General features: G+C 61.2%; 23 protein-coding genes, 1 other RNA gene and 1 pseudogene. 11 read left to right on the forward strand and 14 right to left on the reverse strand.

From position 1 onward, the window contains the following. Window positions 1-8: 8 nt before the first annotated feature. Genes A3AY_RS38105 through ruvC form a run of 3 tightly spaced genes read right to left on the reverse strand, consistent with a single transcriptional unit; the run spans window position 9 to window position 1,240 of the window. Window positions 9-428 carry a type II toxin-antitoxin system VapC family toxin gene (locus tag A3AY_RS38105; protein WP_083926016.1) on the reverse strand — a complete coding sequence of 140 codons (420 nt, stop codon included), beginning with the start codon at window positions 426-428 and terminating at the stop codon, window positions 9-11. Beyond that, on the reverse strand, window positions 406-672 hold the full coding sequence (locus A3AY_RS0122065) for an AbrB/MazE/SpoVT family DNA-binding domain-containing protein (protein ID WP_018327856.1): 267 nt from the start codon (window positions 670-672) through the stop codon (window positions 406-408). Before A3AY_RS0122065 ends, A3AY_RS38105 begins: the two co-directional genes overlap by 23 nt. Window positions 673-727: 55 nt before the next feature. After that, window positions 728-1,240 carry a crossover junction endodeoxyribonuclease RuvC gene (gene ruvC, locus A3AY_RS0122070; RefSeq protein ID WP_018327857.1) on the reverse strand — a complete coding sequence of 171 codons (513 nt, stop codon included), beginning with the start codon at window positions 1,238-1,240 and terminating at the stop codon, window positions 728-730. 172 nt (window positions 1,241-1,412) lie between these two features. On the opposite strand from ruvC, the gene A3AY_RS0122075 reads away from it, so the two are divergent. Further along, window positions 1,413-2,414, forward strand: a complete 1,002-nt coding sequence (locus A3AY_RS0122075) for an LLM class flavin-dependent oxidoreductase (RefSeq protein ID WP_018327858.1) — start codon at window positions 1,413-1,415, stop codon at window positions 2,412-2,414. 43 nt (window positions 2,415-2,457) lie between these two features. Here the strand turns inward: A3AY_RS0122075 and A3AY_RS0122080 are convergent, their stop codons facing one another. The 5 genes from A3AY_RS0122080 to A3AY_RS35835 form a co-directional block, all read right to left on the reverse strand. Then, entirely contained in the window at window positions 2,458-3,204 is a 747-nt protein-coding gene (locus tag A3AY_RS0122080) for a YebC/PmpR family DNA-binding transcriptional regulator (RefSeq protein ID WP_018327859.1), read from the reverse strand. A gap of 88 nt (window positions 3,205-3,292) precedes the next feature. After that, window positions 3,293-3,769, reverse strand: a complete 477-nt coding sequence (locus tag A3AY_RS0122085) for a hypothetical protein (protein WP_018327860.1) — start codon at window positions 3,767-3,769, stop codon at window positions 3,293-3,295. A gap of 31 nt (window positions 3,770-3,800) precedes the next feature. After that, window positions 3,801-4,637: an MBL fold metallo-hydrolase gene (locus tag A3AY_RS0122090; RefSeq protein WP_018327861.1), complete on the reverse strand. Its 837-nt coding sequence runs from the start codon at window positions 4,635-4,637 to the stop codon at window positions 3,801-3,803. 120 nt (window positions 4,638-4,757) lie between these two features. After that, the gene (locus A3AY_RS0122095; RefSeq protein WP_026203711.1) at window positions 4,758-5,582 is read right to left on the reverse strand and encodes a TIGR00282 family metallophosphoesterase; all 825 of its coding nucleotides are present in this window, start codon (window positions 5,580-5,582) and stop codon (window positions 4,758-4,760) included. Continuing rightward, window positions 5,560-6,171: a 5-formyltetrahydrofolate cyclo-ligase gene (locus A3AY_RS35835; RefSeq protein ID WP_051108396.1), complete on the reverse strand. Its 612-nt coding sequence runs from the start codon at window positions 6,169-6,171 to the stop codon at window positions 5,560-5,562. Before A3AY_RS35835 ends, A3AY_RS0122095 begins: the two co-directional genes overlap by 23 nt. 520 nt (window positions 6,172-6,691) lie before the next feature. Here A3AY_RS35835 and A3AY_RS35840 point away from each other — a divergent pair. Then, a pseudogene (locus A3AY_RS35840) lies at window positions 6,692-7,608 on the forward strand (LysR family transcriptional regulator). Between the two features lie 500 nt (window positions 7,609-8,108). Here the strand turns inward: A3AY_RS35840 and ssrS are convergent. The 3 genes from ssrS to A3AY_RS0122120 form a co-directional block, all read right to left on the reverse strand. After that, window positions 8,109-8,268, reverse strand: a non-coding RNA gene (gene ssrS / locus A3AY_RS38110) — 6S RNA. Between the two features lie 60 nt (window positions 8,269-8,328). After that, window positions 8,329-8,703, reverse strand: coding sequence for a cell division protein ZapA (locus A3AY_RS0122115; protein WP_018327866.1), 375 nt, complete (start codon window positions 8,701-8,703; stop codon window positions 8,329-8,331). 31 nt (window positions 8,704-8,734) lie between these two features. Continuing rightward, on the reverse strand, window positions 8,735-9,007 hold the full coding sequence (locus A3AY_RS0122120) for a DUF4164 domain-containing protein (protein ID WP_018327867.1): 273 nt from the start codon (window positions 9,005-9,007) through the stop codon (window positions 8,735-8,737). A 341-nt stretch (window positions 9,008-9,348) separates the two neighbouring features. On the opposite strand from A3AY_RS0122120, the gene tkt reads away from it, so the two are divergent. The 6 genes from tkt (at window position 9,349) to A3AY_RS0122150 (ending at window position 16,555) form a co-directional block, all read left to right on the forward strand. After that, entirely contained in the window at window positions 9,349-11,331 is a 1,983-nt protein-coding gene (tkt, locus tag A3AY_RS0122125) for a transketolase (protein ID WP_018327868.1), read from the forward strand. 72 nt (window positions 11,332-11,403) lie between these two features. Next, on the forward strand, window positions 11,404-12,414 hold the full coding sequence (gap, locus tag A3AY_RS0122130; protein WP_018327869.1) for a type I glyceraldehyde-3-phosphate dehydrogenase: 1,011 nt from the start codon (window positions 11,404-11,406) through the stop codon (window positions 12,412-12,414). A gap of 4 nt (window positions 12,415-12,418) precedes the next feature. After that, window positions 12,419-12,985 (forward strand): putative glycolipid-binding domain-containing protein, encoded by a 567-nt coding sequence (locus tag A3AY_RS0122135; RefSeq protein ID WP_018327870.1) that lies wholly within the window; start codon window positions 12,419-12,421, stop codon window positions 12,983-12,985. A gap of 13 nt (window positions 12,986-12,998) precedes the next feature. Continuing rightward, entirely contained in the window at window positions 12,999-14,198 is a 1,200-nt protein-coding gene (locus A3AY_RS0122140; RefSeq protein WP_018327871.1) for a phosphoglycerate kinase, read from the forward strand. Window positions 14,199-14,419: 221 nt separating this feature from the next. Next, window positions 14,420-15,445: a class I fructose-bisphosphate aldolase gene (locus A3AY_RS0122145; RefSeq protein ID WP_018327872.1), complete on the forward strand. Its 1,026-nt coding sequence runs from the start codon at window positions 14,420-14,422 to the stop codon at window positions 15,443-15,445. Between the two features lie 189 nt (window positions 15,446-15,634). Then, window positions 15,635-16,555 carry a PhzF family phenazine biosynthesis protein gene (locus A3AY_RS0122150; RefSeq protein WP_018327873.1) on the forward strand — a complete coding sequence of 307 codons (921 nt, stop codon included), beginning with the start codon at window positions 15,635-15,637 and terminating at the stop codon, window positions 16,553-16,555. Here the strand turns inward: A3AY_RS0122150 and A3AY_RS38715 are convergent. Beyond that, complete coding sequence (locus tag A3AY_RS38715; protein ID WP_018327874.1) at window positions 16,552-16,707, reverse strand: hypothetical protein; 156 nt, start codon at window positions 16,705-16,707, stop codon at window positions 16,552-16,554. The genes A3AY_RS0122150 and A3AY_RS38715 overlap by 4 nt on opposite strands. Before the next feature lie 171 nt (window positions 16,708-16,878). Here A3AY_RS38715 and A3AY_RS0122160 point away from each other — a divergent pair, with 171 nt between their 5' ends. From A3AY_RS0122160 to rcdA, 3 genes are all read left to right on the forward strand, one after another. Next, window positions 16,879-18,156, forward strand: a complete 1,278-nt coding sequence (locus tag A3AY_RS0122160; RefSeq protein ID WP_018327875.1) for an MFS transporter — start codon at window positions 16,879-16,881, stop codon at window positions 18,154-18,156. Then, window positions 18,153-18,344 (forward strand): DUF1192 domain-containing protein, encoded by a 192-nt coding sequence (locus tag A3AY_RS0122165; RefSeq protein WP_018327876.1) that lies wholly within the window; start codon window positions 18,153-18,155, stop codon window positions 18,342-18,344. The genes A3AY_RS0122160 and A3AY_RS0122165 overlap by 4 nt, the downstream gene beginning before the upstream one ends. Window positions 18,345-18,728: 384 nt before the next feature. Then, window positions 18,729-19,247, forward strand: a complete 519-nt coding sequence (rcdA, locus tag A3AY_RS0122170; RefSeq protein ID WP_018327877.1) for a protease adaptor protein RcdA — start codon at window positions 18,729-18,731, stop codon at window positions 19,245-19,247. A 148-nt stretch (window positions 19,248-19,395) separates the two neighbouring features. On the opposite strand, the gene A3AY_RS0122175 is transcribed toward rcdA, so the two are convergent. Beyond that, window positions 19,396-19,812: a GFA family protein gene (locus A3AY_RS0122175; protein WP_018327878.1), complete on the reverse strand. Its 417-nt coding sequence runs from the start codon at window positions 19,810-19,812 to the stop codon at window positions 19,396-19,398. Between the two features lie 196 nt (window positions 19,813-20,008). Beyond that, window positions 20,009-20,767: a DUF899 domain-containing protein gene (locus A3AY_RS0122180; protein ID WP_018327879.1), complete on the reverse strand. Its 759-nt coding sequence runs from the start codon at window positions 20,765-20,767 to the stop codon at window positions 20,009-20,011. Window positions 20,768-20,799: the final 32 nt, after the last annotated feature.

Genomic DNA, 20,799 nt, shown 5'->3' on the forward strand with positions numbered 1-20,799 from the left:
AAAATCCTTCATGGGTGGGTCTCCGGCGTGATCAGTTCGACGGAAGGGAAATAGGAACTGTATCTGGCTCCATCGCGCGTCAAAAGACGATAGCGCCGCCAATCTGCATGGGCGCCTATCAGGAAGTCGGGCAAGGTTCTTTCCCGCTGACCACCCGCGAGACGATAGGCGCGATGCGCCTTTCCCGCACGGAAAGCGGCTTCGAAGGGTATATTTTCGCGCTTCGCATCCAGCCATCCCAAAGCGGCAAGCAACTCGCCTTCGGAAATGGGCGAAGCGGCAAGTTCCGACCAGACGACGGGACTAAGGATTAAAATTCCATTATGCAATGACTGCCGCAACGCCTCCAGCGACCAATTGCGAATAGGCGTTTCAGGACCAAGAACATCGATAAAAACATTCGTATCAACGAGAGTGGAGATCGTCACGCTCGCCCCGCAGCCAAAGCATAAACTCGTCCGTCGTCATGCCACCGGCATCAAATGTTCCCTTGACGCGCGAAGCCCAGTCGTCGAAATCCCGTATGACATTTTGATCTTCGGGATTGTCGACGCGTACCAGCAATGCGCCGTCACCCGACGCAACGAAATCCACTTCCGATCCCGGCACTATGCCAAGACGATCTCTGATTTCCTTCGGGATGGTGACCTGGCCTTTTTCAGTGACGCGCATGGTAATACCTCTGCAGTATTACTTAGCCGCCAAAACGGAACAAGTCAAGAACAAATCAACCCGCCAGCGCCGCCAGCCGCATCCGCGCCGCACCGCGATTGTGCGCATGGCAGATGGCGATCGCCAGCGCATCGGCCGCATCATTGCCCTTGAATTCGGCCTTCGGCATCAGGATTTTCAGCATCATGTGGATCTGCTGCTTCTCGCCGTGGCCGACGCCGATGACCGCCTTCTTGACTGCGTTCGGCGCATATTCTGAGACCTGCAAGCCGGCCCGCGCCGGGACCAGCATGGCGATGCCGCGCGCCTGGCCGAGTTTCAGCGTCGCCACCGCATCCTTGTTGACGAAGGTCTGCTCGACCGCCGCCTCGTCCGGTTTGTGACCGTGGATCACCTCCGCCAATCCGTCATGCAACTGGCAAAGGCGCGAAGCAAGGTCCATGTCGCCATCGGAGATGACGGTGCCTGAAGCGACGAAGCGCAAGGAGTTGCCGAGCGTGTCGATAATGCCCCAGCCGGTGCGGCGAAGTCCCGGATCGATGCCGATGATACGAATCGTATTTTGCATGCTGAAATCCTATTCCCGATACCAGGACGCTGCCAGCGAAATGTGAACAAAACAAAAACATTCGCATGAGCGAGCAAGAACTGATCCTGCACCCACTCTCTCCGCCGGGCTTGGATTTACGGAATTCGATCTTACATAGGCTTTTATCAAAATCGTTGATCAAAGGCTTATCATGGTCCCCTTTTCCATCCTCGACCTCTCGCCGATCACGCAAGGGTCCGACGCGTCCCAGGCCCTGCAGAACTCGCGCCGACTGGCGCAGGAAGCGGAAGCGGCGGGCTACAAGCGCTTCTGGGTGGCCGAGCATCACGGCATGAAAGGCATTGCCAGTGCCGCAACCTCCATCGTCATTTCCCACGTGGCCGCCGGCACGAAGACGATCCGCGTCGGCTCCGGCGGCATCATGTTGCCGAACCATTCGCCGCTGGTGATCGCCGAGCAGTTCGGAACACTCGAAGCGCTTTATCCCGGCCGTATCGATCTTGGCCTCGGTCGCGCCCCCGGAACGGACATGCGCACCGCCGCAGCGCTTCGCCGCAACATGGAGACGAGCGCCAACACTTTTCCGAACGATGTGGTCGAATTGCAAGCGCTGCTCGGCCCGGTCAACGAGGGGCAGGACCTGATCGCCATCCCCGGCGCCGACAGCAACGTGCCGATCTGGCTGCTCGGCTCGAGCCATTTCAGCGCCCATCTTGCCGGCATGCTCGGCCTGCCCTTTGCCTTCGCCTCGCATTTTGCGCCCGATATGCTTATGTCGGCGCTGGAGATCTATCGCGAGCGCTTCGAGCCGTCACAATATCTCGACCATCCGCATGCCATGGTCGGCATCATGGGTGTCGCCGCCGATACGGATGACGAGGCAAACCACCTCTTCACCTCGATGCAGCAATCCTTTGTCGCGCTGCGCCGCAATGCGCGCGGCCAGTTTCCGCCGCCTGTCTTCTCCATGGACGGGCTGTGGAGCGAGACGGAAAAGATCTTCGTCGATCACGCGATGACCTATGCGGTCGTCGGCGGCCCGGAAACGCTCAGGACGAAGCTCGACCGCTTCCTCGGAGAAACGCAGGCCGACGAGTTGATCATCTCGATGCCGATCTACGACATGGAGGCGCGGCTGAAATCCGTACGCCGGTTTGCCGAGGCGCAACGGGACTTGGCGAAGGCCGCATAACGAAAAGCCCGGCTAATACCGGGCTTTTCGAAGAAGGGCTCGATCAGGCCGAAAGCTTGGCCATGACTTCGTCGGAGACTTCGAAGTTGGTGTAGACATTCTGCACGTCGTCGTCGTCTTCCAGAGTGTCGATCAGCTTCATCAGCGACTGGGCACGTTCTTCATCGACCGGAACGGTATTCTGGGGCCGCCAGATAGCCTTGACCATGTCGGCTTCGCCGAGGGTTGCTTCAAGCGCCTTGGAGACCTCGCCGATATCCTCGAAACCGCAGGTGATGTAATGGCCGTCCTCGTCGGTCGTGACGTCTTCGGCGCCGGCTTCGATTGCCGCCTCCATCACCGTGTCGGCATCGCCGGCCGACAGCTTGTAGGAGATTTCGCCGACACGGTCGAAGGAGAAGGAAACCGACCCGGTTTCGCCGAGCGCACCGCCAGCCTTGGTGAAGGTCGAGCGGACGTTGGAGGCGGTACGATTGCGGTTGTCGGTCAGCGCCTCGACGATGACGGCAACGCCACCCGGGCCATAGCCTTCGTAGCGTACGGCCTCGTAGTTTTCGCCATCGGCGCCGGAGCCCTTCTTGATGGCGCGTTCGATGTTGTCCTTCGGCATCGACTGTGCCTTGGCGTTCTGGATCGCCAGACGCAGGCGCGCGTTCATGGTCGGGTCAGGCAGGCCGCCCTTGACCGCGACGGTGATTTCGCGCGCGAGCTTGGAGAACATTTTCGACCGCACCGCGTCCTGGCGACCCTTGCGGTGCATGATGTTTTTGAACTGTGAATGGCCGGCCATGGCGCCCTCTTCGCATATTTGTCATGTTTTGGAATTGGGCGCCTTATAGTTTCATTGGCGCTTTGCGTCCAGCAGGGGCGGCTTTTTTTCAGTTGGCCTCAATCCGCCGGCGACTGAGAAAGAAGGAGTGGCCGTCATTACGCTCGCAGGAAAGGCCCCTGCGGGTGGAGCGGCAGGAGAAAGGCCCTGCCGCCCAGGTCTGACCATAGTCAAGCACCGGGCCGGCGGAGCAGCAGCCCTGGTCGCCTACATCATGAAGGAGGGTCGCCGCACCGTTTCGCGCCAGCGCGGCCCGAACGTAGCGCGGCGCGACGCGGTCGCAGGAAAGCTCCGGGCCGCCGTCGGCTGGCTGGTAGACCTCCGTTCCACCCTCCGGCGTATAGACACAGCCAATATTGCCGGATGGCAGCACGAATTCTTGCCGCTGACCGAACGATTTCGTTTCCTGCACGGCGACGACCTTGTCGCCTTCTGCCGTCGGCATGCGCGGCGGCGGGGCGCCATCAGCAATAGCAAGCGAAGTCATGGGAAGGAGGGCAAGCGTACAGACGGCGAAAAATCTCATTCCATCGATCCTGACAATGTGTCCCCGAAGGTCAGACGCCCTGCAGGATATAAATCAAGGGCTTCCTTGGCAAGGAACGCACCGAAACGCTGACGCTTGCTTCCACCGCAAAACTCCTGTCGAAGGTATCGCCGAACATCTGCAGGAAATTCGTGACCGGCGGCCCGCGCCGGTGCATCGGCAGGATCAGGGCCGAGCGCAGCCGCGTCACCACCCGGCTCATGCTTTCCGCGCCCATCGTCAGACCGCCATCGACCGGCACCATCAGCACGTCCAGGCGGCCGATCTCGGCATAGTCGCTCTCGTCGAGTTCATGATGCAGGTGGCCGAGATGGCCGATGCAGAGACCTGCGACCTCGAAAATGAAGATGGAATTGCCATCCGGCTCCATCATCCCGCCACCGGCGCGAATGTCGGTCGTCACATTGCGGATATAGGTGTCGCCGATGACGACGTCGTGATCCGCCGGATCGCCGTCGTCACCCCATCCGTGCAAGACATGCTGGATCGCCGGATCGGGCGTCAGCGTGTAGTGGCTGGAATGCGCCTTGTTCATCGTCACCACGTCCGGCGTCTTCGGCGGCACATACCAGCCGCTATAATCGGTCGCGATCGACACGCCGCCGGGCGTCTCGATGAGGAAGGTCGAATGGCCGATATAGGTGATCTTCACCTCGTCGCTCGCCAAATGCGCATTCAACGCGCTCTGCGGCTTGAAACTGGCAAAGGCGACATCGGGAAGCACCTGCGCGATCGCCTGGCACTGGCTGATCGGCTGGGCCGATCCCTGCGCAAGCGCCGGCATCGGCGAGAGAAAGTACAACAGCGAGATGGCGGCAAACGGGAGGAGGAGATATCGCAGCATCATGCACCCCGCAGTCAAGGATTTGCATGGACCTTGAGGATAGGCAGGACGAACGCGACGTCCAGCGGCGATTGTGTGCGGTCGCTCACAATCGCGTCATTGGCTTCCGTACGATGCGGCAGTTCAAGCCCAGAAGGCCGGTATGGCCTCCGCCAGCCTTGGTCCGATCCGAAGCGGTGCGATATTTTCCGCAAGGCCGGTGCGATCGGAAATCTCCACGCCGACGCCACAGATGGTGGCCGGGCCGGACGCCGCCTCGAAGCGGCCCTTCGGCATCTTCGAGATGAAGCGGTTCAGCGGCTCTTCCTTTTCCATGCCGAGCGACGAGTCATAATCGCCGCACATGCCGGCATCCGACATGTAAGCGGTGCCGCCATTGAGGATCTGGTGGTCGGCCGTCGGTACATGCGTATGGGTGCCGACGACGAAGCTGGCGCGACCGTCGACGAAATGGCCGAAGCACTGCTTCTCGCTGGTCGCTTCCGCATGGAAATCGAAGATGATGGCGTCCGCCTGTTCCTTCAGCGGACAGGCGTCAAGAATGGCCTCCGCCGCCTTGAAGGGATCGTCCAGTTCCGGATGCATGAAGACGCGGCCCATGACATTGGCGACGAGTACGCGCGCGCCGTTGCGGGCGAAATAGAGATTGGAGCCGCGGCCGGGCGTGCCTGCCGGATAATTGGCCGGACGCAGGAACTGGTCGTGCCGCTCGCAGAAGGTAACGGCCTCTTTCTGGTCCCAGACGTGATTGCCGGTGGTCACCACATCGGCGCCGGCATTGATGGTTTCGAGAAAGATATCCTCGGTGATGCCGAAGCCGCCGGCGGCATTCTCGCCGTTGACGATGACGAAATCGAGCTTCAGATCGCTGATCAGACCGGGCAATCGGTCCCAGACCGCCGTCCGGCCGGTCTTGCCAACCATGTCACCCAGAAACAAAAGTCTCATATTTGCTTATTCCTAGCCCGAAGATCCTGAGCCCGCTTTCGGTCAGCAGGGCGTCCAGCGCCACGTCATGCGGCTCCGCCGGCACTGATGCCACTTCCTGGCAGTCGAATGCAATCCCGATCAGTCTCGGCATATGGCCTTTCCGGCGCAAACGTTCGATCGCCCGGTCGTAATATCCGGCGCCATAACCAATCCTGTGACCGGTTCTGTCGAACGCCGACAGCGGCACCAGCATGATGTCGGGATCAAGCACCGGCGCATCCTCGCCCGGCCCGGTCGTGCCGAAACCCGTTTCAACGATCGCAGCACCCGGCACGAGTTCGCGAAAGACAATGGTTTTCTTGTCGAGAATGACGGGAAGGCACAACCGCGCGCCGCGTTCGCGCAGGCGCTCCATCAGCGGCTGGATATCGACTTCCGAGCGGATCGGCCAAAAGCCGGAAATCACCTGCCCGGGCTCGAACTCGATGATGTCGCCGGCATGATCAAGCATCCTAAGGCTGGCTTTCATGCGCGCTTCCGGCGGCATCGCATCCCGCAGCGCCAGTCGCTCCATTCTTAGCGCAGCCTTCAGTTCTCTCGGTGTCATGCACATGCCCTCTTGCCTGCCGATGTCCATTTCTAGTGCATCGAACCATAAGAGGGAAACCGCGCCGCGTCGGCTGTACAACTTTTTGCGACGAAAGACGTCTCATTCTCGATCCGGACACCCCGCGACCGGATCGACGACGCCTTCGCTACGGCCATGGAAAAGCTCCAGGCCGGCAACGTCGCCGAAGCGGTTTTTCGCGCCGTCCGCATGAACCTGATTTCATAGCATCCAGAAGCGGTGCCTTTCGCCGTTTTGGCCCCGCCGCCGGCAGTCTACACCGGCCGGCTCGATTCCCATGTCATCAAGCAGATGGACGGTCTCGCGCCGCGCTAGCTGCGCCAGGGCCTGCTTCACCCGACGTCTGGCCCGCCATTGCTCGATCGCCCGCCAAAGGTCGATTGTCATTGTGACGAGCCGTCGCCTTGTCCTCAGATGGTGCTGCTTCATGTCCGAAACTCCGCAGTGTTCTCGCCTGAGTATCGGACGCGCGTTGACATCAATCCAACGAATTGCAAACATGCCTACCATTAGAAAATCTGATGGAAGATGCGATGTTTCCGGCTCTTGAAAGCGATCTCCTGAGAACCTTCGTCGCGGTGGCCGAAAGTGGGAATTTCACCAAGGCGGGCGAGACGGTCGGCCGGACGCAATCCGCCGTCAGCATGCAGATCAAGAAACTGGAGGATATTCTTGGTGAGCCGCTGTTCGAGCGCGGATCGCGCGGCGTCAATATCACGGGACACGGCGCGCGACTTCTCGACAACGCCCGTCGCATCATCTCCCTTCTCGACGACACGGCTGCGTCCATCCGGCTACCTGATTCTCGACGGGTCGGTCAGGATCGGAATTTCGGAGGAATACATCAATTCGACCCTGCCGAAGGCGCTCGGCGCGTTCGCCGCCATTCACCCTGGCGTCGAGGTGACGGTGCAGCAGGGCGTCTCGATGTCCAATCTGGCGGCGCTCGAGGCGGGAGAAATCGATATCGCCGTCGTTTTCGAGCCCGGCGGCCAGACGAAGAACGAAGTCCTGATGGTCGATCCCACCGTCTGGGTGACGTCGGATACGCATCATATCCACGAGCGCAACCCCGTGCCGATCGCCAGCTATACCTATCTGAAGGGCGGATGGTGTGACGTTCTGGCGCTGAAGGGCCTGAAGAAACGCGGGGTCCAAAGCCGCGTCGCCTTTATCAGCCGCACGAGCAGCGGCCTGATCGCCGCGGTGACATCCGGCCTTGCCATCGCGCCCCTTTCCCGCAGCAGCATTCCCGCCGGATGCCGGGAACTGACAGCCGCGGACGGATACGATGTCATCGACTTTTCGAATGTCGTGCTGAAGACAAGGGCGAGAAACGCAAACAACCGGATCGTCGAAAGCATGGCCAACGCCATTCGCGAGGCGTTCCGCGCTCCGGCGGCCGCACAGGCCTGAGCATTTTTAAGGAAATAAAGTGCCTGACGGAAATCGTTGCATACCGGCGATAGAGAACAGAAGGGACTATCAGACTTATGGGTGAAGGCGTCTCTCCCACTGCCCGTCAGCGAGCAATCAAATCTGTGATAAGCGTCCTGGGTTTGGCGCTCTTGCTAATTTATGTAGCGCATCACTTCGCCCGACTTCCAGCCTGCGCGGCACGGATGGCAGATAGTGATCGCAAGGTGCTCGCGTCAGATGAAGAGTTATACAAGCTCTCCTCTGCTACGCCAGGTTCCCGATGCCGCTACTACCGTCAAAGGTTCGAACTGATGTCACAAGCTGCCATCCTAACCCGAGAGTGTGGCAGTGCAAAGCAAGCGGAGCGTATAGCATTCGAGGCGCGCGCTTACGAAAAACTCTCAGGCGAATGTGCCCGATATTGATCGACCAGGACAAACCCGCAAGTCACACCGGTGTGATCGCGAGCCGAAATCATTGAAGTCAAAAGGAAATAGGTGCGATCCACACAGCCGATGGACTGTTTACGATCCTGGGTGCCTACAAACGTAGGTGGGCACCGTGTGTCCAGGCCCACGAGCCTGGTCAGGGACAGCTCCCTTTGGATCGAGTATGGCCCCAGGGATTGTGGTGTCCTGTCGGGAAGCGCAGACCGCGACACAGAATATAGAGGGCATCAGCGGCTTGCGCCAGTGCCAACGCCCAACTTCTCAAAATTCAGTTGGCGGAAGCAGCTTTACCGCTGAGCTTCGCCGCTATGCCATGGATCTGTGACGTGACTTCCGAAAGCACCGAGGCCAGCGCTTCCTCCGCCCTCTGCTGGTCAGCTACGGTCGCATCGCGTCCCTGCCTCAGATTGTCCGCCTCCGTCTGCAGGCTTTTCAGCTTGCGGTTCACTTCGCTGAGTTCGTCCATGACCATGATGCCGGCCATGACGGTCAGCCTGAGGTCGCCGATCTCGCCGAACTGGGATTTCAAATGGCTGACATACTGGTCGAAGCGGTTGGCGAGGTCCGTCAGATGATCTTCCTGGCCTTCTTCGCATGCCATGCGATAGGCCTTGCCGTCGATCGTCACCGTTACCTGTGCCATTCCCGTCACCTGCCCGCAGACGGACCGCGCCTCAGCGGTCCAGCACTGCCCTTATCGTTTCCATGGCCGTCACCAGACGGCGCGAGACTTCGCGGTTGACTTCCTCAAGACGGTTTGCCCGGAACTGCGACTGGTCGAGTTCCTGCGCCAGTCGTGAACGATCGGTATTGACCCGACGCACTTCGCCTTCGATTTCACTGTGATTACGCTCCTGGTCGAAGCGCCCGTCAATGGCATTTTCAAGGCTGCTGACCGCGCTGCGCAACTCCTCGATCGCTGCCTTGACTGTCTTTCCTGCCGCCATCACGCTTTCCCGATACACACCAGACGGCCTCGAATCGCCGTCCGGCCTCTGTATTTCAAGCTGGTTACATTCTTAGACCCATTCGGCACGTCTCCACAACGGCAAGGGCTTCGCAGGTCCGCAGAAGCTGTGGATCACGCCCCTTCGAGCCGATTTGCATCGCTTGCGGCCACCTGATCTTCTCCAACGAAGCGCGGCCGAAAAAGGCTCTGCCGAGACACTCAAAATGGCCGTATTTGTTGACTCCGTCGAAGCAGGTGCTATGTGTCACCCGCTTTCTTAATACGGTCTTTGGAGGATAGAGACCGTTCCCTGTCCACCGAACTCAAGCGGAACAGTCAATGATCTCTCGCGAACAACATGACCGGATGGCAAATGCGATCCGTTTCCTTTCCATGGATGCCGTCGAAAAGGCCAATTCCGGACATCCCGGCCTGCCGATGGGCGCTGCCGATGTAGCCACGGTTCTGTTCTCCCGCTACCTGAAATTCGATCCGAAGGCGCCGCTCTGGGCAGACCGCGACCGCTTCGTCCTGTCGGCCGGCCACGGCTCCATGCTGATCTATTCGCTGCTCCATCTGACCGGCTACGAAGACATGACGATGGAGGACCTCAAGCAGTTCCGCCAGCTCGGCTCGAAGACCGCCGGTCACCCGGAATACGGCCATGCGTCGGGCATCGAAACGACGACCGGTCCGCTCGGCCAGGGCATTGCCAATGCCGTCGGCATGGCGATCGCCGAGCGCAAGCTTGCCGAAGAGTTCGGCAGCGACCTGCAGAACCATTTTACCTATGTCCTCTGCGGCGACGGCTGCCTGATGGAAGGCATCAGCCACGAGGCGATCGCGCTTGCCGGCCACCTGAGGCTCAACAAGCTGATCCTCTTCTGGGACGACAACAACATCACCATCGACGGCGCCGTCTCGCTGTCGGATTCGACCGACCAGATCGCCCGTTTCCAGGCCGTGCACTGGAACACCATCCGCGTCGACGGCCACAATCCGCAGGAGATCGCATCCGCGATCGAGGCCGCCCAGAAATCCGATCGCCCGACCTTCATCGCCTGCAAGACCACCATCGGCTTCGGCGCGCCGAACAAGGCCGGCACCCACAAGGTGCACGGCTCGCCGCTCGGTGCGGAGGAAATCGCCGCGACCCGCAAGGCACTCGACTGGGAAGCCGAAGCTTTCACCGTCCCGGCCGACGCTCTCGAGGCATGGCGCGAGGCCGGCAAGCGTTCGGTTGGCGCGCGCAAGGAATGGGAAGGCCGCCTGGACGCGACCGAGAGGGCCAAGAAATCCGAGTTCACCCGCCGCTTTGCCGGCGAACTGCCGGGCAATCTCGATGCGGCGATTGACGCCCTGAAGAAGAAGCTCGCCGAGGCACCGCCGACGGTTGCCACCCGCAAGGCCTCCGAAGACGCGCTCGAAGTCGTCAACGGCACGCTGCCCGAGACGCTCGGCGGCTCGGCCGACCTGACGCCGTCGAACAACACCAAGACCAGCCAGATGAAGTCGATCACGCCAACCGATTTTTCCGGCCGCTACATGCACTGGGGCATCCGCGAACACGGCATGGCTGCCGCCATGAACGGCATCGCACTGCACGGTGGTCTCGTGCCTTACTCCGGCGGCTTCATGATCTTCTCGGACTACTGCCGTCCGTCCATCCGCCTTGCGGCCCTGATGGGCATCCGCGTCATCCACGTCCTGACGCACGATTCCATCGGCGTCGGCGAAGACGGCCCGACGCACGAGCCGGTCGAGCACATGGCTGCGTTGCGCGCGATCCCGAACCTCCTGATGTTCCGCCCGGCCGACGCGGTTGAAACCGCCGAGTGCTGGCAGCTGGCGCTCAAGGAACAGCATCGTCCGTCGGGGCTCGCGCTGACCCGCCAGAACCTTTCTCCGGTCCGCCTGAAATACGAGGCTGAGAACCTCTGCGCCAGGGGTGCCTACGAACTCGTCGCTGCCGACAATGCCAAGGTGTCGATCTTCGCGTCCGGCTCGGAAGTCGAACTCGCGGTCAAGGCTGCCGCCGACCTGAACGGCAAGGGCATCGCGACCCGCGTCGTCTCCGTGCCGTGCTTCGAACTCTTCCAGGAACAGCCGGACGACTACCGCAAGGCCACCATCGGCACCGCACCGGTCAAGATCGCGGCAGAAGCCGCAGTCCGCCAGGGCTGGGATTACTTCATCGGCAGCGATGGCGATTTCGTCGGCATGCACTCCTTCGGCGCGTCCGGCCCCGCCAAGGATCTGTTCAAGCATTTCGGCATCACCGCGGACGCGATCGTCGCTGCCGCCGAAAAGAAGCTCGCCTGATTTTCCCCTTCGGAGCGCGGTCCAACGCGCTCCGTTTTCCACATCGAGACCTTAGCCAGGGAGAGACCTGAAATGACTGTAAAAGTTGCCATCAACGGCTTTGGCCGCATCGGCCGCAACGTCCTTCGCGCCATCGTCGAATCCGGCCGTACCGACATCGAGGTCGTTGCGATCAACGATCTCGGCCCGGTCGAGACCAATGCGCACCTGCTGCGTTACGATTCGATCCACGGCAAGTTTCCGGCCGACGTGAAGGTCGAAGGCGACACGATCATCGTTGCCGGTGGCAAGCCGATCAAGGTCACGGCGATCAAGGATCCGGCAACCCTGCCGCATGGCGCAATGGGCGTCGACATCGCGCTCGAATGCACCGGCATCTTCACCGCCCGCGAGAAGGCTGCCCTGCATCTCCAGGCCGGCGCCAAGCGCGTCATCGTCTCGGCGCCGGCCGACGGCGCTGACCTGACCGTCGTCTTCGGTGTCAACCACAACGCACTGACCAAGGAACACCTGGTCATCTCCAACGCATCCTGCACGACCAACTGCCTGGTTCCGGTCGTCAAGACCCTGGACGACGTCGTCGGCATCGACCACGGCTTCATGACGACGATCCACTCCTACACCGGCGACCAGCCGACGCTCGACACGATGCACAAGGATCTGTACCGCGCCCGTGCAGCCGCCCTGTCGATGATCCCGACGTCAACCGGTGCCGCCAAGGCCGTCGGCCTGGTCCTGCCGCACCTCAAGGGCAAGCTCGACGGCACCTCGATCCGCGTCCCGACCCCGAACGTCTCGGTCGTCGACTTCAAGTTCGTTGCCAAGCGCGACACGACGGTTGCGGAAATCAACGGCGCGATCAAGGCAGCCTCCGACGGCGCGCTCAAGGGTATCCTTGGCTACACCGACGAACCGCTGGTTTCGCGTGACTTCAACCATGACAGCCATTCCTCGATCTTCGCCAACGACCAGACCAAGGTTCTGGAAGGCAAGTTCGTGCGTATCCTCTCGTGGTACGACAATGAATGGGGCTTCTCCAACCGCATGGCCGACACGGCCGTCGCAATGGGCAAGCTGATCTAAAGCCATGTTCCGCGCCCTTTCCCCAACAACGGCACGCTGGCGTCCGCTGGAAGGGGAAGGGCTCGAACATCTGACGCTCAGTCCGGTCGACGGCGCGGGTATACGCGCAACGAGCGTACTGATCGGCGAGCGCGGCGGCCGCCCCTATGGCGTCCGCTATGTGATCGACTGTGACCCTCAGTGGACCGTCCTCGCCTTCACCATCGAAACGACCGAAGGCCAGCGACTTTCGCTCACTTCCGACGCAAGGGGCCACTGGCGCGATGCGGACGGCACCGCCCTTACCGCCTTCGACGGCTGCATCGATATCGACCTTGCCGGCACGCCCTTTACCAATACGCTGCCCATTCGCCGCCTTGGCCTGACGCCCAAGGACGGTACCGTCAAGTTCACCATGCTCTATGTGCCCTTCGACACGTTCGAGCCCTTTCCCGATGGCCAGAACTACACCTGCCTCGCGCAGGACCGGCTCTACCGCTACGAGGCCGAGGACCGTTCCTTCATCGCGGAACTGTCGGTGGACGAGGATGGGCTGGTGACGGATTATCCCACCCTTTTCTTAAGACTATGACCGGAGACCGATCATGACTTTCAAGACCCTCGACGACCTCACCGACATCGCCGGCAAGCGCGTGCTTGTCCGCGTCGATCTCAACGTTCCGGTCAAGGACGGCAAGGTGACCGACGCGACCCGCATCGAACGCGTCGTGCCGACGATCCGCGAACTCTCCGAAAAGGGCGCCAAGGTCATCCTGCTTGCCCATTTCGGCCGACCGAAGGGTGAGCCGGTGGCCGACATGTCGCTGTCGCTGATCGCGCCCGCCGTCGAAGACATCCTCGACCAGCGCGTCCATTTCGCTGCCGACTGCATCGGCGAGAAGGCGGCTGCCGCCGTTGCCGGCATGAACGACGGCGATGTCCTGCTCATGGAGAACACCCGCTTCCACAAAGGCGAGGAAAAGAACGACGCGGAGTTCACCAAGGCGCTCGCCGCCAATGGCGACATCTATGTCAATGACGCCTTCTCGGCCGCGCACCGCGCGCATTCCTCGACGGAGGGCCTCGCCCATCTGCTGCCCGCCTATGCCGGTCGCACCATGCAGGCCGAACTCGAGGCGCTGGAAAAGGGCCTCGGCAATCCGAAGCGCCCGGTCGTCGCCATCGTCGGCGGTGCCAAGGTCTCGACAAAGATCGACCTCTTGATGAATCTCGTGAAAAAGGTCGACGCCCTCGTCATCGGCGGTGGCATGGCCAATACGTTCATCGCCGCGCGGGGCACCAATGTCGGCAAGTCGCTCTGCGAGCATGACCTGGCCGGCACCGCCAAGCAGATCATGACGGAAGCCGCATCCGCCGGCTGCGCCATCGTTCTGCCGGTCGACGGTGTCGTTGCCCGCGAATTCAAGGCAGGCGCCGACAATGAGGTGGTCGATATCGAAGCGATCCCGGCCGACGCCATGGTGCTCGACGTCGGCCCGAAATCGATCGCTGCCGTCAACGACTGGGTGAGCAAGGCCGAAACGCTCGTCTGGAACGGCCCGCTCGGCGCCTTCGAGATCGCACCTTTCGACAAGGCAACCGTCGCGGTTGCCAAGCACGCGGCTGCCCGCACCAAGAGCGGCGCGCTCGTCTCCGTTGCCGGCGGCGGCGATACCGTCTCGGCAATGAACCATGCGGAAGTGGCCGATGACCTCAGCTACGTCTCCACGGCAGGCGGCGCCTTCCTCGAATGGATGGAAGGCAAGCCGCTGCCGGGCGTCGACATCCTGCACCAGCAGAAGTAACAGAGCGTCACGGCTGCAACCGCTTGTCCGCTTCCGTCACCCCCCGGCCGCAGCCGGGGGTTTTTCGTTGCATCGCCTCAACTTTCAAACGAACCACAAAAATAATCCCGACATTTCAAACGATTAAATTTATTTCAATCGTTTTAAACAATTTAACTTTCATTTGCGTTGCCCTATTCTTCTGCTATCGGCGAGCCCGTAGGACAATCAGGAGAACGCATATGAGCGAAAGACTTGAAGACATTGCAGCCGCCATGGTGGCGACCGGCAAGGGCCTGTTGGCGGCCGACGAATCCACTGCGACGATCGGCAAGCGCTTCGACACAATCGGCCTTGCATCGACCGAAACATCGCGCCGCGACTATCGCGAGATGCTGTTTCGCGCCGACGAGGCAATGAAGACCTATATTTCCGGCGTCATCCTGTATGAGGAGACCCTGTTCCAGAAGGCAGCGGACGGCACGCCCTTCGTCGATATCATTCGTGCCGCAGGCGCGGTTCCCGGCATCAAGGTCGATACCGGCGCCAAGCCGATGGCAAAATTCCCGGGCGAGACGATTACCGAAGGCCTCGATGGCCTGGCCGGACGCCTGAAGACCTATTATGACGCCGGCGCCCGTTTCGCCAAATGGCGCGGCGTGATCTCGGTATCCGATGTCCTGCCGAGCTTCGGCGCGATCAAGGCCAATGCGCAGGCGCTGGCGCGCTATGCAGCCCTCTGCCAGGAAGCCGGCATCGTGCCGATCGTCGAGCCGGAAGTGCTGATGGATGGCACGCCGGGTGACCATTCGATCGACCGCGCGGAAGTCGTGACCGAGGAGACGCTACGCATCGTGTTCGAAGAACTGAGCGACGCACGCGTCAGCCTGGAAGGCATGATCCTCAAGCCGAGCATGGTCATCGACGGCAAGAAGGCGCGCAAAGCATCGGTCGCCGAGGTCGCCGAGCGCACCGTGAAAGTCTTGAAGCGCACCGTGCCGGCAGCCGTTCCCGGCATCGCCTTCCTGTCCGGCGGCCAGTCCACCGAGGAAGCAACGGCCCATCTCTCCGCCATGAAGGCCGGTTACGACCTGCCGTGGGGCCTGACCTTCTCCTATGGTCGCGCTTTGCAAACCGAGGCGCTGACGGCCTGGAGCGGCAAGCCGGAAAACGCCGCTGCCGGTCAGCGCGCCTTCACCCACCGCGCCAAGATGTGCAGCCTTGCTGCAACGGGCGGCTGGAAGAAGGAATTCGAAAAGGCTGCCTGATTTAAGTTACCAGGGAGGGGAGAAGACCCGGTTCGCGTCTGCGGCCGGGTTTTCTTTGTTGTCATCGCGACGCTGCATTTGCGCGAACGCCAGGCGCAATTGTCCCGGTGACAAGAATGTGCTTCGCGCGATTTTCGCGCTGCTTTATCTCCTTCAACTGGTCTCGGCCGGAACGGGAGAAAGCAGCCCATGGACAGCGTAGCCTATGTCACCGTCGATGTTTTCGCCGATGAACGGTTTGCCGGAAACCAGCTTGCGGTGATCCCGGATGCGCGCGGATTGTCCGATGCACAGATGCAGCAGATCGCCACTGAATTCCGCTATTCCGAAGTTACCTTCGTGCTTCCGCCAGAAGATCCCGCCAACACGGCGCGGGTAAGGATCTTCACGCCGACGATGGAAATCCCCTTCGCCGGGCATCCGAATGTCGGCACCGCCTTCGTGCTCGGCGGCCAGCCGGAGATTTTCGGCAAGGCACCGGGGGACGTACTCCGCTTCGAGGAGAGGGCTGGTCTCGTCGAGACGGCTTTGATACGCGACGACCGTGGACGCGTGGCCGGAGCCGGCATTCTTGCGCCGCAGCCGCTGTCGCTCGGACCGCAGGTCGACGCCGACACCGTCGCGCGCTGCGCCTCGATCGGCACCGGCGACGTTCGTATGGCAACCCACGCACCGGTCATTGCCTCCATCGGCCTGCCATTTGCGGTTGCTGAAGTGGCAGGGCTCGAAGCACTTGCGCGCGCCTGCCCCAACACCGCTGCCTTTGCCGAGGCCGGCCGGCGCTTCTTGCGCGAGGACGAGCAATTCGCACTCTTTCTCTATACGCGCCTGCCGGACCGCCCTTGGCATTTTCGCACCCGGATGTTCGCCCCGCTCGACAATCTCATCGAGGATCCGGCGACGGGAAGCGCCTCGGGAGCGCTGGGCGCACTTCTGGCCTCGCTGCAGCCGGACCCCGAACTCGACATCCACATTACCATCGAGCAGGGCGTCGAGATGGGCCGCCGAAGCCTGATTGAACTGCATGTGCGTAAATCGGGCGGCCTGGTTGGCGATGTGCGGATTGCCGGGCGATGCGTGGCGGTCATGCGCGGCAGCATCCGTCTTTAGGGCCGGACCAAGACCGTCAGCATCATCACGGCGATCGCAAAGACGGCGATCTTCCAGAAGTCTCGGCGCTGGCGCAGTCCGGGCAGATTGAGCGGCTTCAGCACCTGGATGACCATGGCCAGAAGCAGGAGCACCGTTAACGCTTTCGACATTCATTTTTCTCTGTTGTGGAAAAGAACTTGGCTGGACGTCAGGGCGTCACACTTTTGCGCGCGAACAGGGTTAGAACGCCTTTTCCAATCTCACTCAATAGGAATTTCCGGCTGGCAATTGTGCTGGCATCGCCCTACCTTTCGGCACAACCCGGAACCCGCGGATTTCACATGCGAAAAAACCTCCTTCCCGTCGCCTCTCTTCTGCTCGGCACGCTGTTTCTCTTCCTTGGAAATGGACTGCACAGCCTGTTGCTGCCGGTGCGCGGCACGACGGAAGGCTATTCGACGACGCTGCTCGGCCTGCTCGGCACCTCCTGGGCGAGCGGCTTCGTGCTCGGCTGCCTGCTGGCGCCGACCATCGTCAAACGCGCCGGCCATGTGCGCGCCTTCAGCTGCTTTGCCTCCATCCTAGCGATCATCGCGCTTTTGACCGGCATTCTCGTCGATCCGATCTGGTGGGTGGTGCTGCGCGCCTTTACAGGCTTCTCGACGGCCGGAACCTCGATGATCATCGAAAGCTGGCTGAACGAGCGCGCCACCAATGAGAGCCGCGGCGCGATCTTCTCGCTCTACATCGCCATCACCCTGATGGGCGTCGTCGGCGGCCAGTTGATGATCCCGTTCGGCGATACGTCGACGACGCTGTTCTTCATGTGCGCCGGGATCGTCTATTGCCTGGCCATGCTGCCGACGCTCCTGTCGACCGCGGCCTTGCCGCAACCGCTGAAGCAGGTCAGCCTCGACCTTCCGGCGCTCTATCGCAACTCGCCGATCTCCTTTCTCGGCATCCTGCTCGTTGGCATCGCCAATGGCGCCTACGGGACGCTCGGCGCGGTGTTCGGCCGTCAGGTGGGACTGACAGATAGCGATGTCGCGCTGATGATGAGTACGACGATCTTCGCGGGCGCCTTGATGCAGTTTCCCGCCGGGCGCCTCTCGGACATGATCGACCGGCGCTACGTCCTGGCTGCGCTTGCGGCCGTCGCCGCGATTGCCGGCGCACTGATCTTCCTGATCGAGCCGACCGGCGTCGTCCTGCTGATCGCGCTGGTCGGCGTCTACGGCGCGACCGCCAATGCGCTCTATCCCATCGCCGTCTCGCATGCCAACGACTTCGCCACGCCGGAGGATTTCGTCAAGATTTCCGGCGGCCTGCTCTTGCTCTACGGCATCGGCACGATCATCGGCCCGACCATCGGCGGCCCGATCATGACCGTCACCGGTCCTTACGGCCTGTTCATGATCACCGCCTGCGCCCATGTGCTGATCACGGCTTACGCGATCTTCCGCAGCCGCATGCGCGCCGCAGTGCCGGCATCGGAACGCGACTCCTACTCGACCATCAACCCCGGCACCCTGACGACGCCGGAAAGCCTGCAACTGTCGCCGCGGGCAGCCCCTTTCGAGGAAAGAAGCGACGACGAGCCTGAACGGAGGATCGCATGAGCCTGTTTGACGACGACCGTCCCAAGAAACAGCCGGTCCACGAAATCGGCTGCGACCTCTCGCTTCTGTCGGCCGACGAGCTTTCCTTGCGTATAGACATGCTGAAACAGGAAATCGCGCGGCTGGAAGCGGAAAGAGCAAACAAGTCGGCAAGCAAGTCGCAAGCCGAGAAATTCTTTCGGTCGTGACGCTGCACTTTGCAGACACAACTGAAAGCCAACTTTAAAAAACAAGAGATTACATGGCGCCCGCCCGGCAGCCATAAACGCTTCATTAAGCCTTATAAGGTATTACTGAGGCATCCAGATCGCTCTGGACTCAGGCAATTTCCCGTTTGGCGAATGGTCTGATTTTTCTCCCTGTTTTACCTTGAGAGCCGCTTTTGCGGCTCTTTTTTTGTCTTTTTTTCCCAATCGCCAAAGAATTGTGGAGATTAACCCTTTATTAAGAATGCGCTTGCGCGAAATGCGCTATGGGATCATGTTCCAACTATCGAACGAGCGGCCCGAAACTTTCTGTTAACCCGTTCGTTGCCTGTCCGAGTTGATGCGTTTAACCAGGGAAATCAGACCATGTCCGAACGGGGATTGAATACGGTGAGCTTCGCGGGACACGCTGCGTCTTCGGCGCAGTTCAAGGCTCTCTATGCCGAAGGCATGGGTCTGGTTGAAGAGACCGCAAGCTATCTCGATGGCCCCGGTCGCGCCGCCTCCAAGGTTCTGCCGCGCATGGCCTCGGTGCTCTATGCCGCGGAATCGATGCGCCTCACCACCCGTCTGATGCAGATGGCATCCTGGCTGCTCCTGCAGCGTGCCGTCAACAATGGCGAAATGAACCGCGAGCAGGTCCTTTCGGAAAAGAACAAGGTCCGCCTCGACAGCTTCAACGTCGATCGCACGGCACCCGGCTGGAACGACCTGCCGGAAGGTTTCCGCGATCTGATCGACCGCTCGCTGCGCCTGCAGAACCGCGTCGCCCTGCTCGACCGCGAAATCTACCGCCCGCAGGAAGCCCAGAACTTCACGCCCGACAACCAGAACGGCGTCAAGGCCCAGCTCACTTTGCTGCAGACGGCTTTTGGAACCAACTGATCGAGGCCGAAAAGGCACCCGAATGCTCAGGACCCGGCCATCGTGCCGGGTTTTTGTGTTTTGAGGATGCAAGCCGGCGCAGTGGCGACAAACAGGCAACCAAGCCTGTCACTTCACATACGCTCGAGGCGAGACCGGGTCAGGGTCGTCATGCCGGCGGCATCTTGTCGAATTTCGGCAGGGCCGGATCGATGTGGTCCCATGCGTAACCGCGCACCCCATACGTCACCATCTGCGGCTCGTATCGGCTTGGGTCGTCGAGGCTTGCGGCGTGCACCGTAAACAGGTCCGGCATGGCCGTGAACGTCAAATAGACCGGTGATCCGCAGGTTGGGCAGAACGAATGCGTCTTGATATTGCCGCTGTCGCCGGCGATGGCCCAATGCCTTGCTTCGCCTTTAAGTTTCACGTTCCGCTTGTCCGTAAAGGTCAGGTAGGACCCATGTCCGGCGCCGCTCCTGCGCTGGCAGTCTCGGCACTGGCAGTCGTTCATCACCAGCGGTTCGGCAGAAATTTCATAGCGGATCGCGCCGCAGGCGCATCCGCCCGTATAGACCTTGCTCATATCGTTTCTCCTGTAGCAAAGCGCGGCTTGCCCACCCGGTAACCAGACTGGGATTCCGCCTGACAAAAGTGAAAGGAGGCTGATAATCTGATCGGATGCCGCACGATGGCGCCAGGGGCGATCAGGCCACCGCTCCGGCGTTGAAGTGAGCAGGCGCATCGCATCTGCGGACGTGCGACGACAGCGGTGGCGTCGTTCAGCCGTTGTCATACTCGTCGTGATGACGCCACCACATGCCCTTTTCGTTGCGTCCCTTGGGCGCTCGGTCGAGCCACTGGTACATGCCCCAGAGGCCATCCAGTCCGCGCGCATAGGCGGAATAGGTGTGGTAGACGACACCGTCTTCGAGGACGAAGGCGCTCATGCCCGGCCTTTCGCGCACGAATGTAGCAGCGTCGGTGCCGCTCATGGCAGCGGCAGTTGCAGGCCCGTCGGGTGTTTCGCCTGCGGGCAATGCAGGCTCGCGCCGGTAGTTGTATTCGACGGCCCCGTCACGCTGTTGTTTCTCGGTGTTCGAAACGTTGAAGTCGAGATTGAAGTCGCTCCCGTGCGAGGAGGCCCAGGGAAACGACCATTCCATCCGCCGCTTGAACGCCTGCAGCTTGCCGAGCGGCGCCCGCGACACGGCGGTAAACGCCACATCGTGGTTTTCCAGATGGACGACGAAGCCGTCGAAACCGTCGGCGATTGCCGAACAGGACGGACATCCGGCCTTGTAGTCGGGGCCGAACATGAAGTGGTAGACGAGAAGCTGCGACCGCCCCCTGAACAGGTTTGCCAGCGTGGCATCCCCTTGGTCGGTCTCGAAATGGTATGCCTTGTCAATCCGGACCCACGGCAGGTCCTGTCGCCGCCGCGCGAGCTCGTCGCTGCGCCGCGTCAGCGCCTTTTCTTCCTCAAGCAGTGCGATCCGGGCCTTCAGCCACTCGTCGCGCAAAACGATTTGATGTTGCATAACGAACCTCCTGTTTGTCGAAGTGCGTGTTG

Origin of the sequence: Rhizobium giardinii bv. giardinii H152, assembly GCF_000379605.1 — a bacterium.
Classification (GTDB): Bacteria; Pseudomonadota; Alphaproteobacteria; order Rhizobiales; family Rhizobiaceae; genus Pararhizobium; species Pararhizobium giardinii.

Bases quoted from the DNA above. Each gene is read 5' to 3' on its own strand.
- A3AY_RS0122165 (WP_018327876.1), top strand. From the start codon at position 18,153: ATGAGCCTGTTTGACGACGACCGTCCCAAGAAACAGCCGGTCCACGAA.
- A3AY_RS0122145 (WP_018327872.1), top strand. From the start codon at position 14,420: ATGAGCGAAAGACTTGAAGACATTGCAGCCGCCATGGTGGCGACCGGC.
- A3AY_RS0122160 (WP_018327875.1), top strand. From the start codon at position 16,879: ATGCGAAAAAACCTCCTTCCCGTCGCCTCTCTTCTGCTCGGCACGCTG.
- A3AY_RS0122090 (WP_018327861.1), bottom strand. From the start codon at position 4,637: ATGATGCTGCGATATCTCCTCCTCCCGTTTGCCGCCATCTCGCTGTTG.
- A3AY_RS0122140 (WP_018327871.1), top strand. From the start codon at position 12,999: ATGACTTTCAAGACCCTCGACGACCTCACCGACATCGCCGGCAAGCGC.
- A3AY_RS0122120 (WP_018327867.1), bottom strand. From the start codon at position 9,007: ATGGCGGCAGGAAAGACAGTCAAGGCAGCGATCGAGGAGTTGCGCAGC.
- A3AY_RS0122115 (WP_018327866.1), bottom strand. From the start codon at position 8,703: ATGGCACAGGTAACGGTGACGATCGACGGCAAGGCCTATCGCATGGCA.
- A3AY_RS35835 (WP_051108396.1), bottom strand. From the start codon at position 6,171: ATGACACCGAGAGAACTGAAGGCTGCGCTAAGAATGGAGCGACTGGCG.
- A3AY_RS0122075 (WP_018327858.1), top strand. From the start codon at position 1,413: ATGGTCCCCTTTTCCATCCTCGACCTCTCGCCGATCACGCAAGGGTCC.
- rcdA (WP_018327877.1), top strand. From the start codon at position 18,729: ATGTCCGAACGGGGATTGAATACGGTGAGCTTCGCGGGACACGCTGCG.
- A3AY_RS0122180 (WP_018327879.1), bottom strand. From the start codon at position 20,767: ATGCAACATCAAATCGTTTTGCGCGACGAGTGGCTGAAGGCCCGGATC.
- A3AY_RS0122080 (WP_018327859.1), bottom strand. From the start codon at position 3,204: ATGGCCGGCCATTCACAGTTCAAAAACATCATGCACCGCAAGGGTCGC.
- A3AY_RS38715 (WP_018327874.1), bottom strand. From the start codon at position 16,707: ATGTCGAAAGCGTTAACGGTGCTCCTGCTTCTGGCCATGGTCATCCAG.
- tkt (WP_018327868.1), top strand. From the start codon at position 9,349: ATGATCTCTCGCGAACAACATGACCGGATGGCAAATGCGATCCGTTTC.
- A3AY_RS0122135 (WP_018327870.1), top strand. From the start codon at position 12,419: ATGTTCCGCGCCCTTTCCCCAACAACGGCACGCTGGCGTCCGCTGGAA.
- A3AY_RS0122095 (WP_026203711.1), bottom strand. From the start codon at position 5,582: ATGAGACTTTTGTTTCTGGGTGACATGGTTGGCAAGACCGGCCGGACG.
- A3AY_RS0122065 (WP_018327856.1), bottom strand. From the start codon at position 672: ATGCGCGTCACTGAAAAAGGCCAGGTCACCATCCCGAAGGAAATCAGA.
- A3AY_RS0122085 (WP_018327860.1), bottom strand. From the start codon at position 3,769: ATGAGATTTTTCGCCGTCTGTACGCTTGCCCTCCTTCCCATGACTTCG.
- gap (WP_018327869.1), top strand. From the start codon at position 11,404: ATGACTGTAAAAGTTGCCATCAACGGCTTTGGCCGCATCGGCCGCAAC.
- A3AY_RS0122175 (WP_018327878.1), bottom strand. From the start codon at position 19,812: ATGAGCAAGGTCTATACGGGCGGATGCGCCTGCGGCGCGATCCGCTAT.
- ruvC (WP_018327857.1), bottom strand. From the start codon at position 1,240: ATGCAAAATACGATTCGTATCATCGGCATCGATCCGGGACTTCGCCGC.
- A3AY_RS0122150 (WP_018327873.1), top strand. From the start codon at position 15,635: ATGGACAGCGTAGCCTATGTCACCGTCGATGTTTTCGCCGATGAACGG.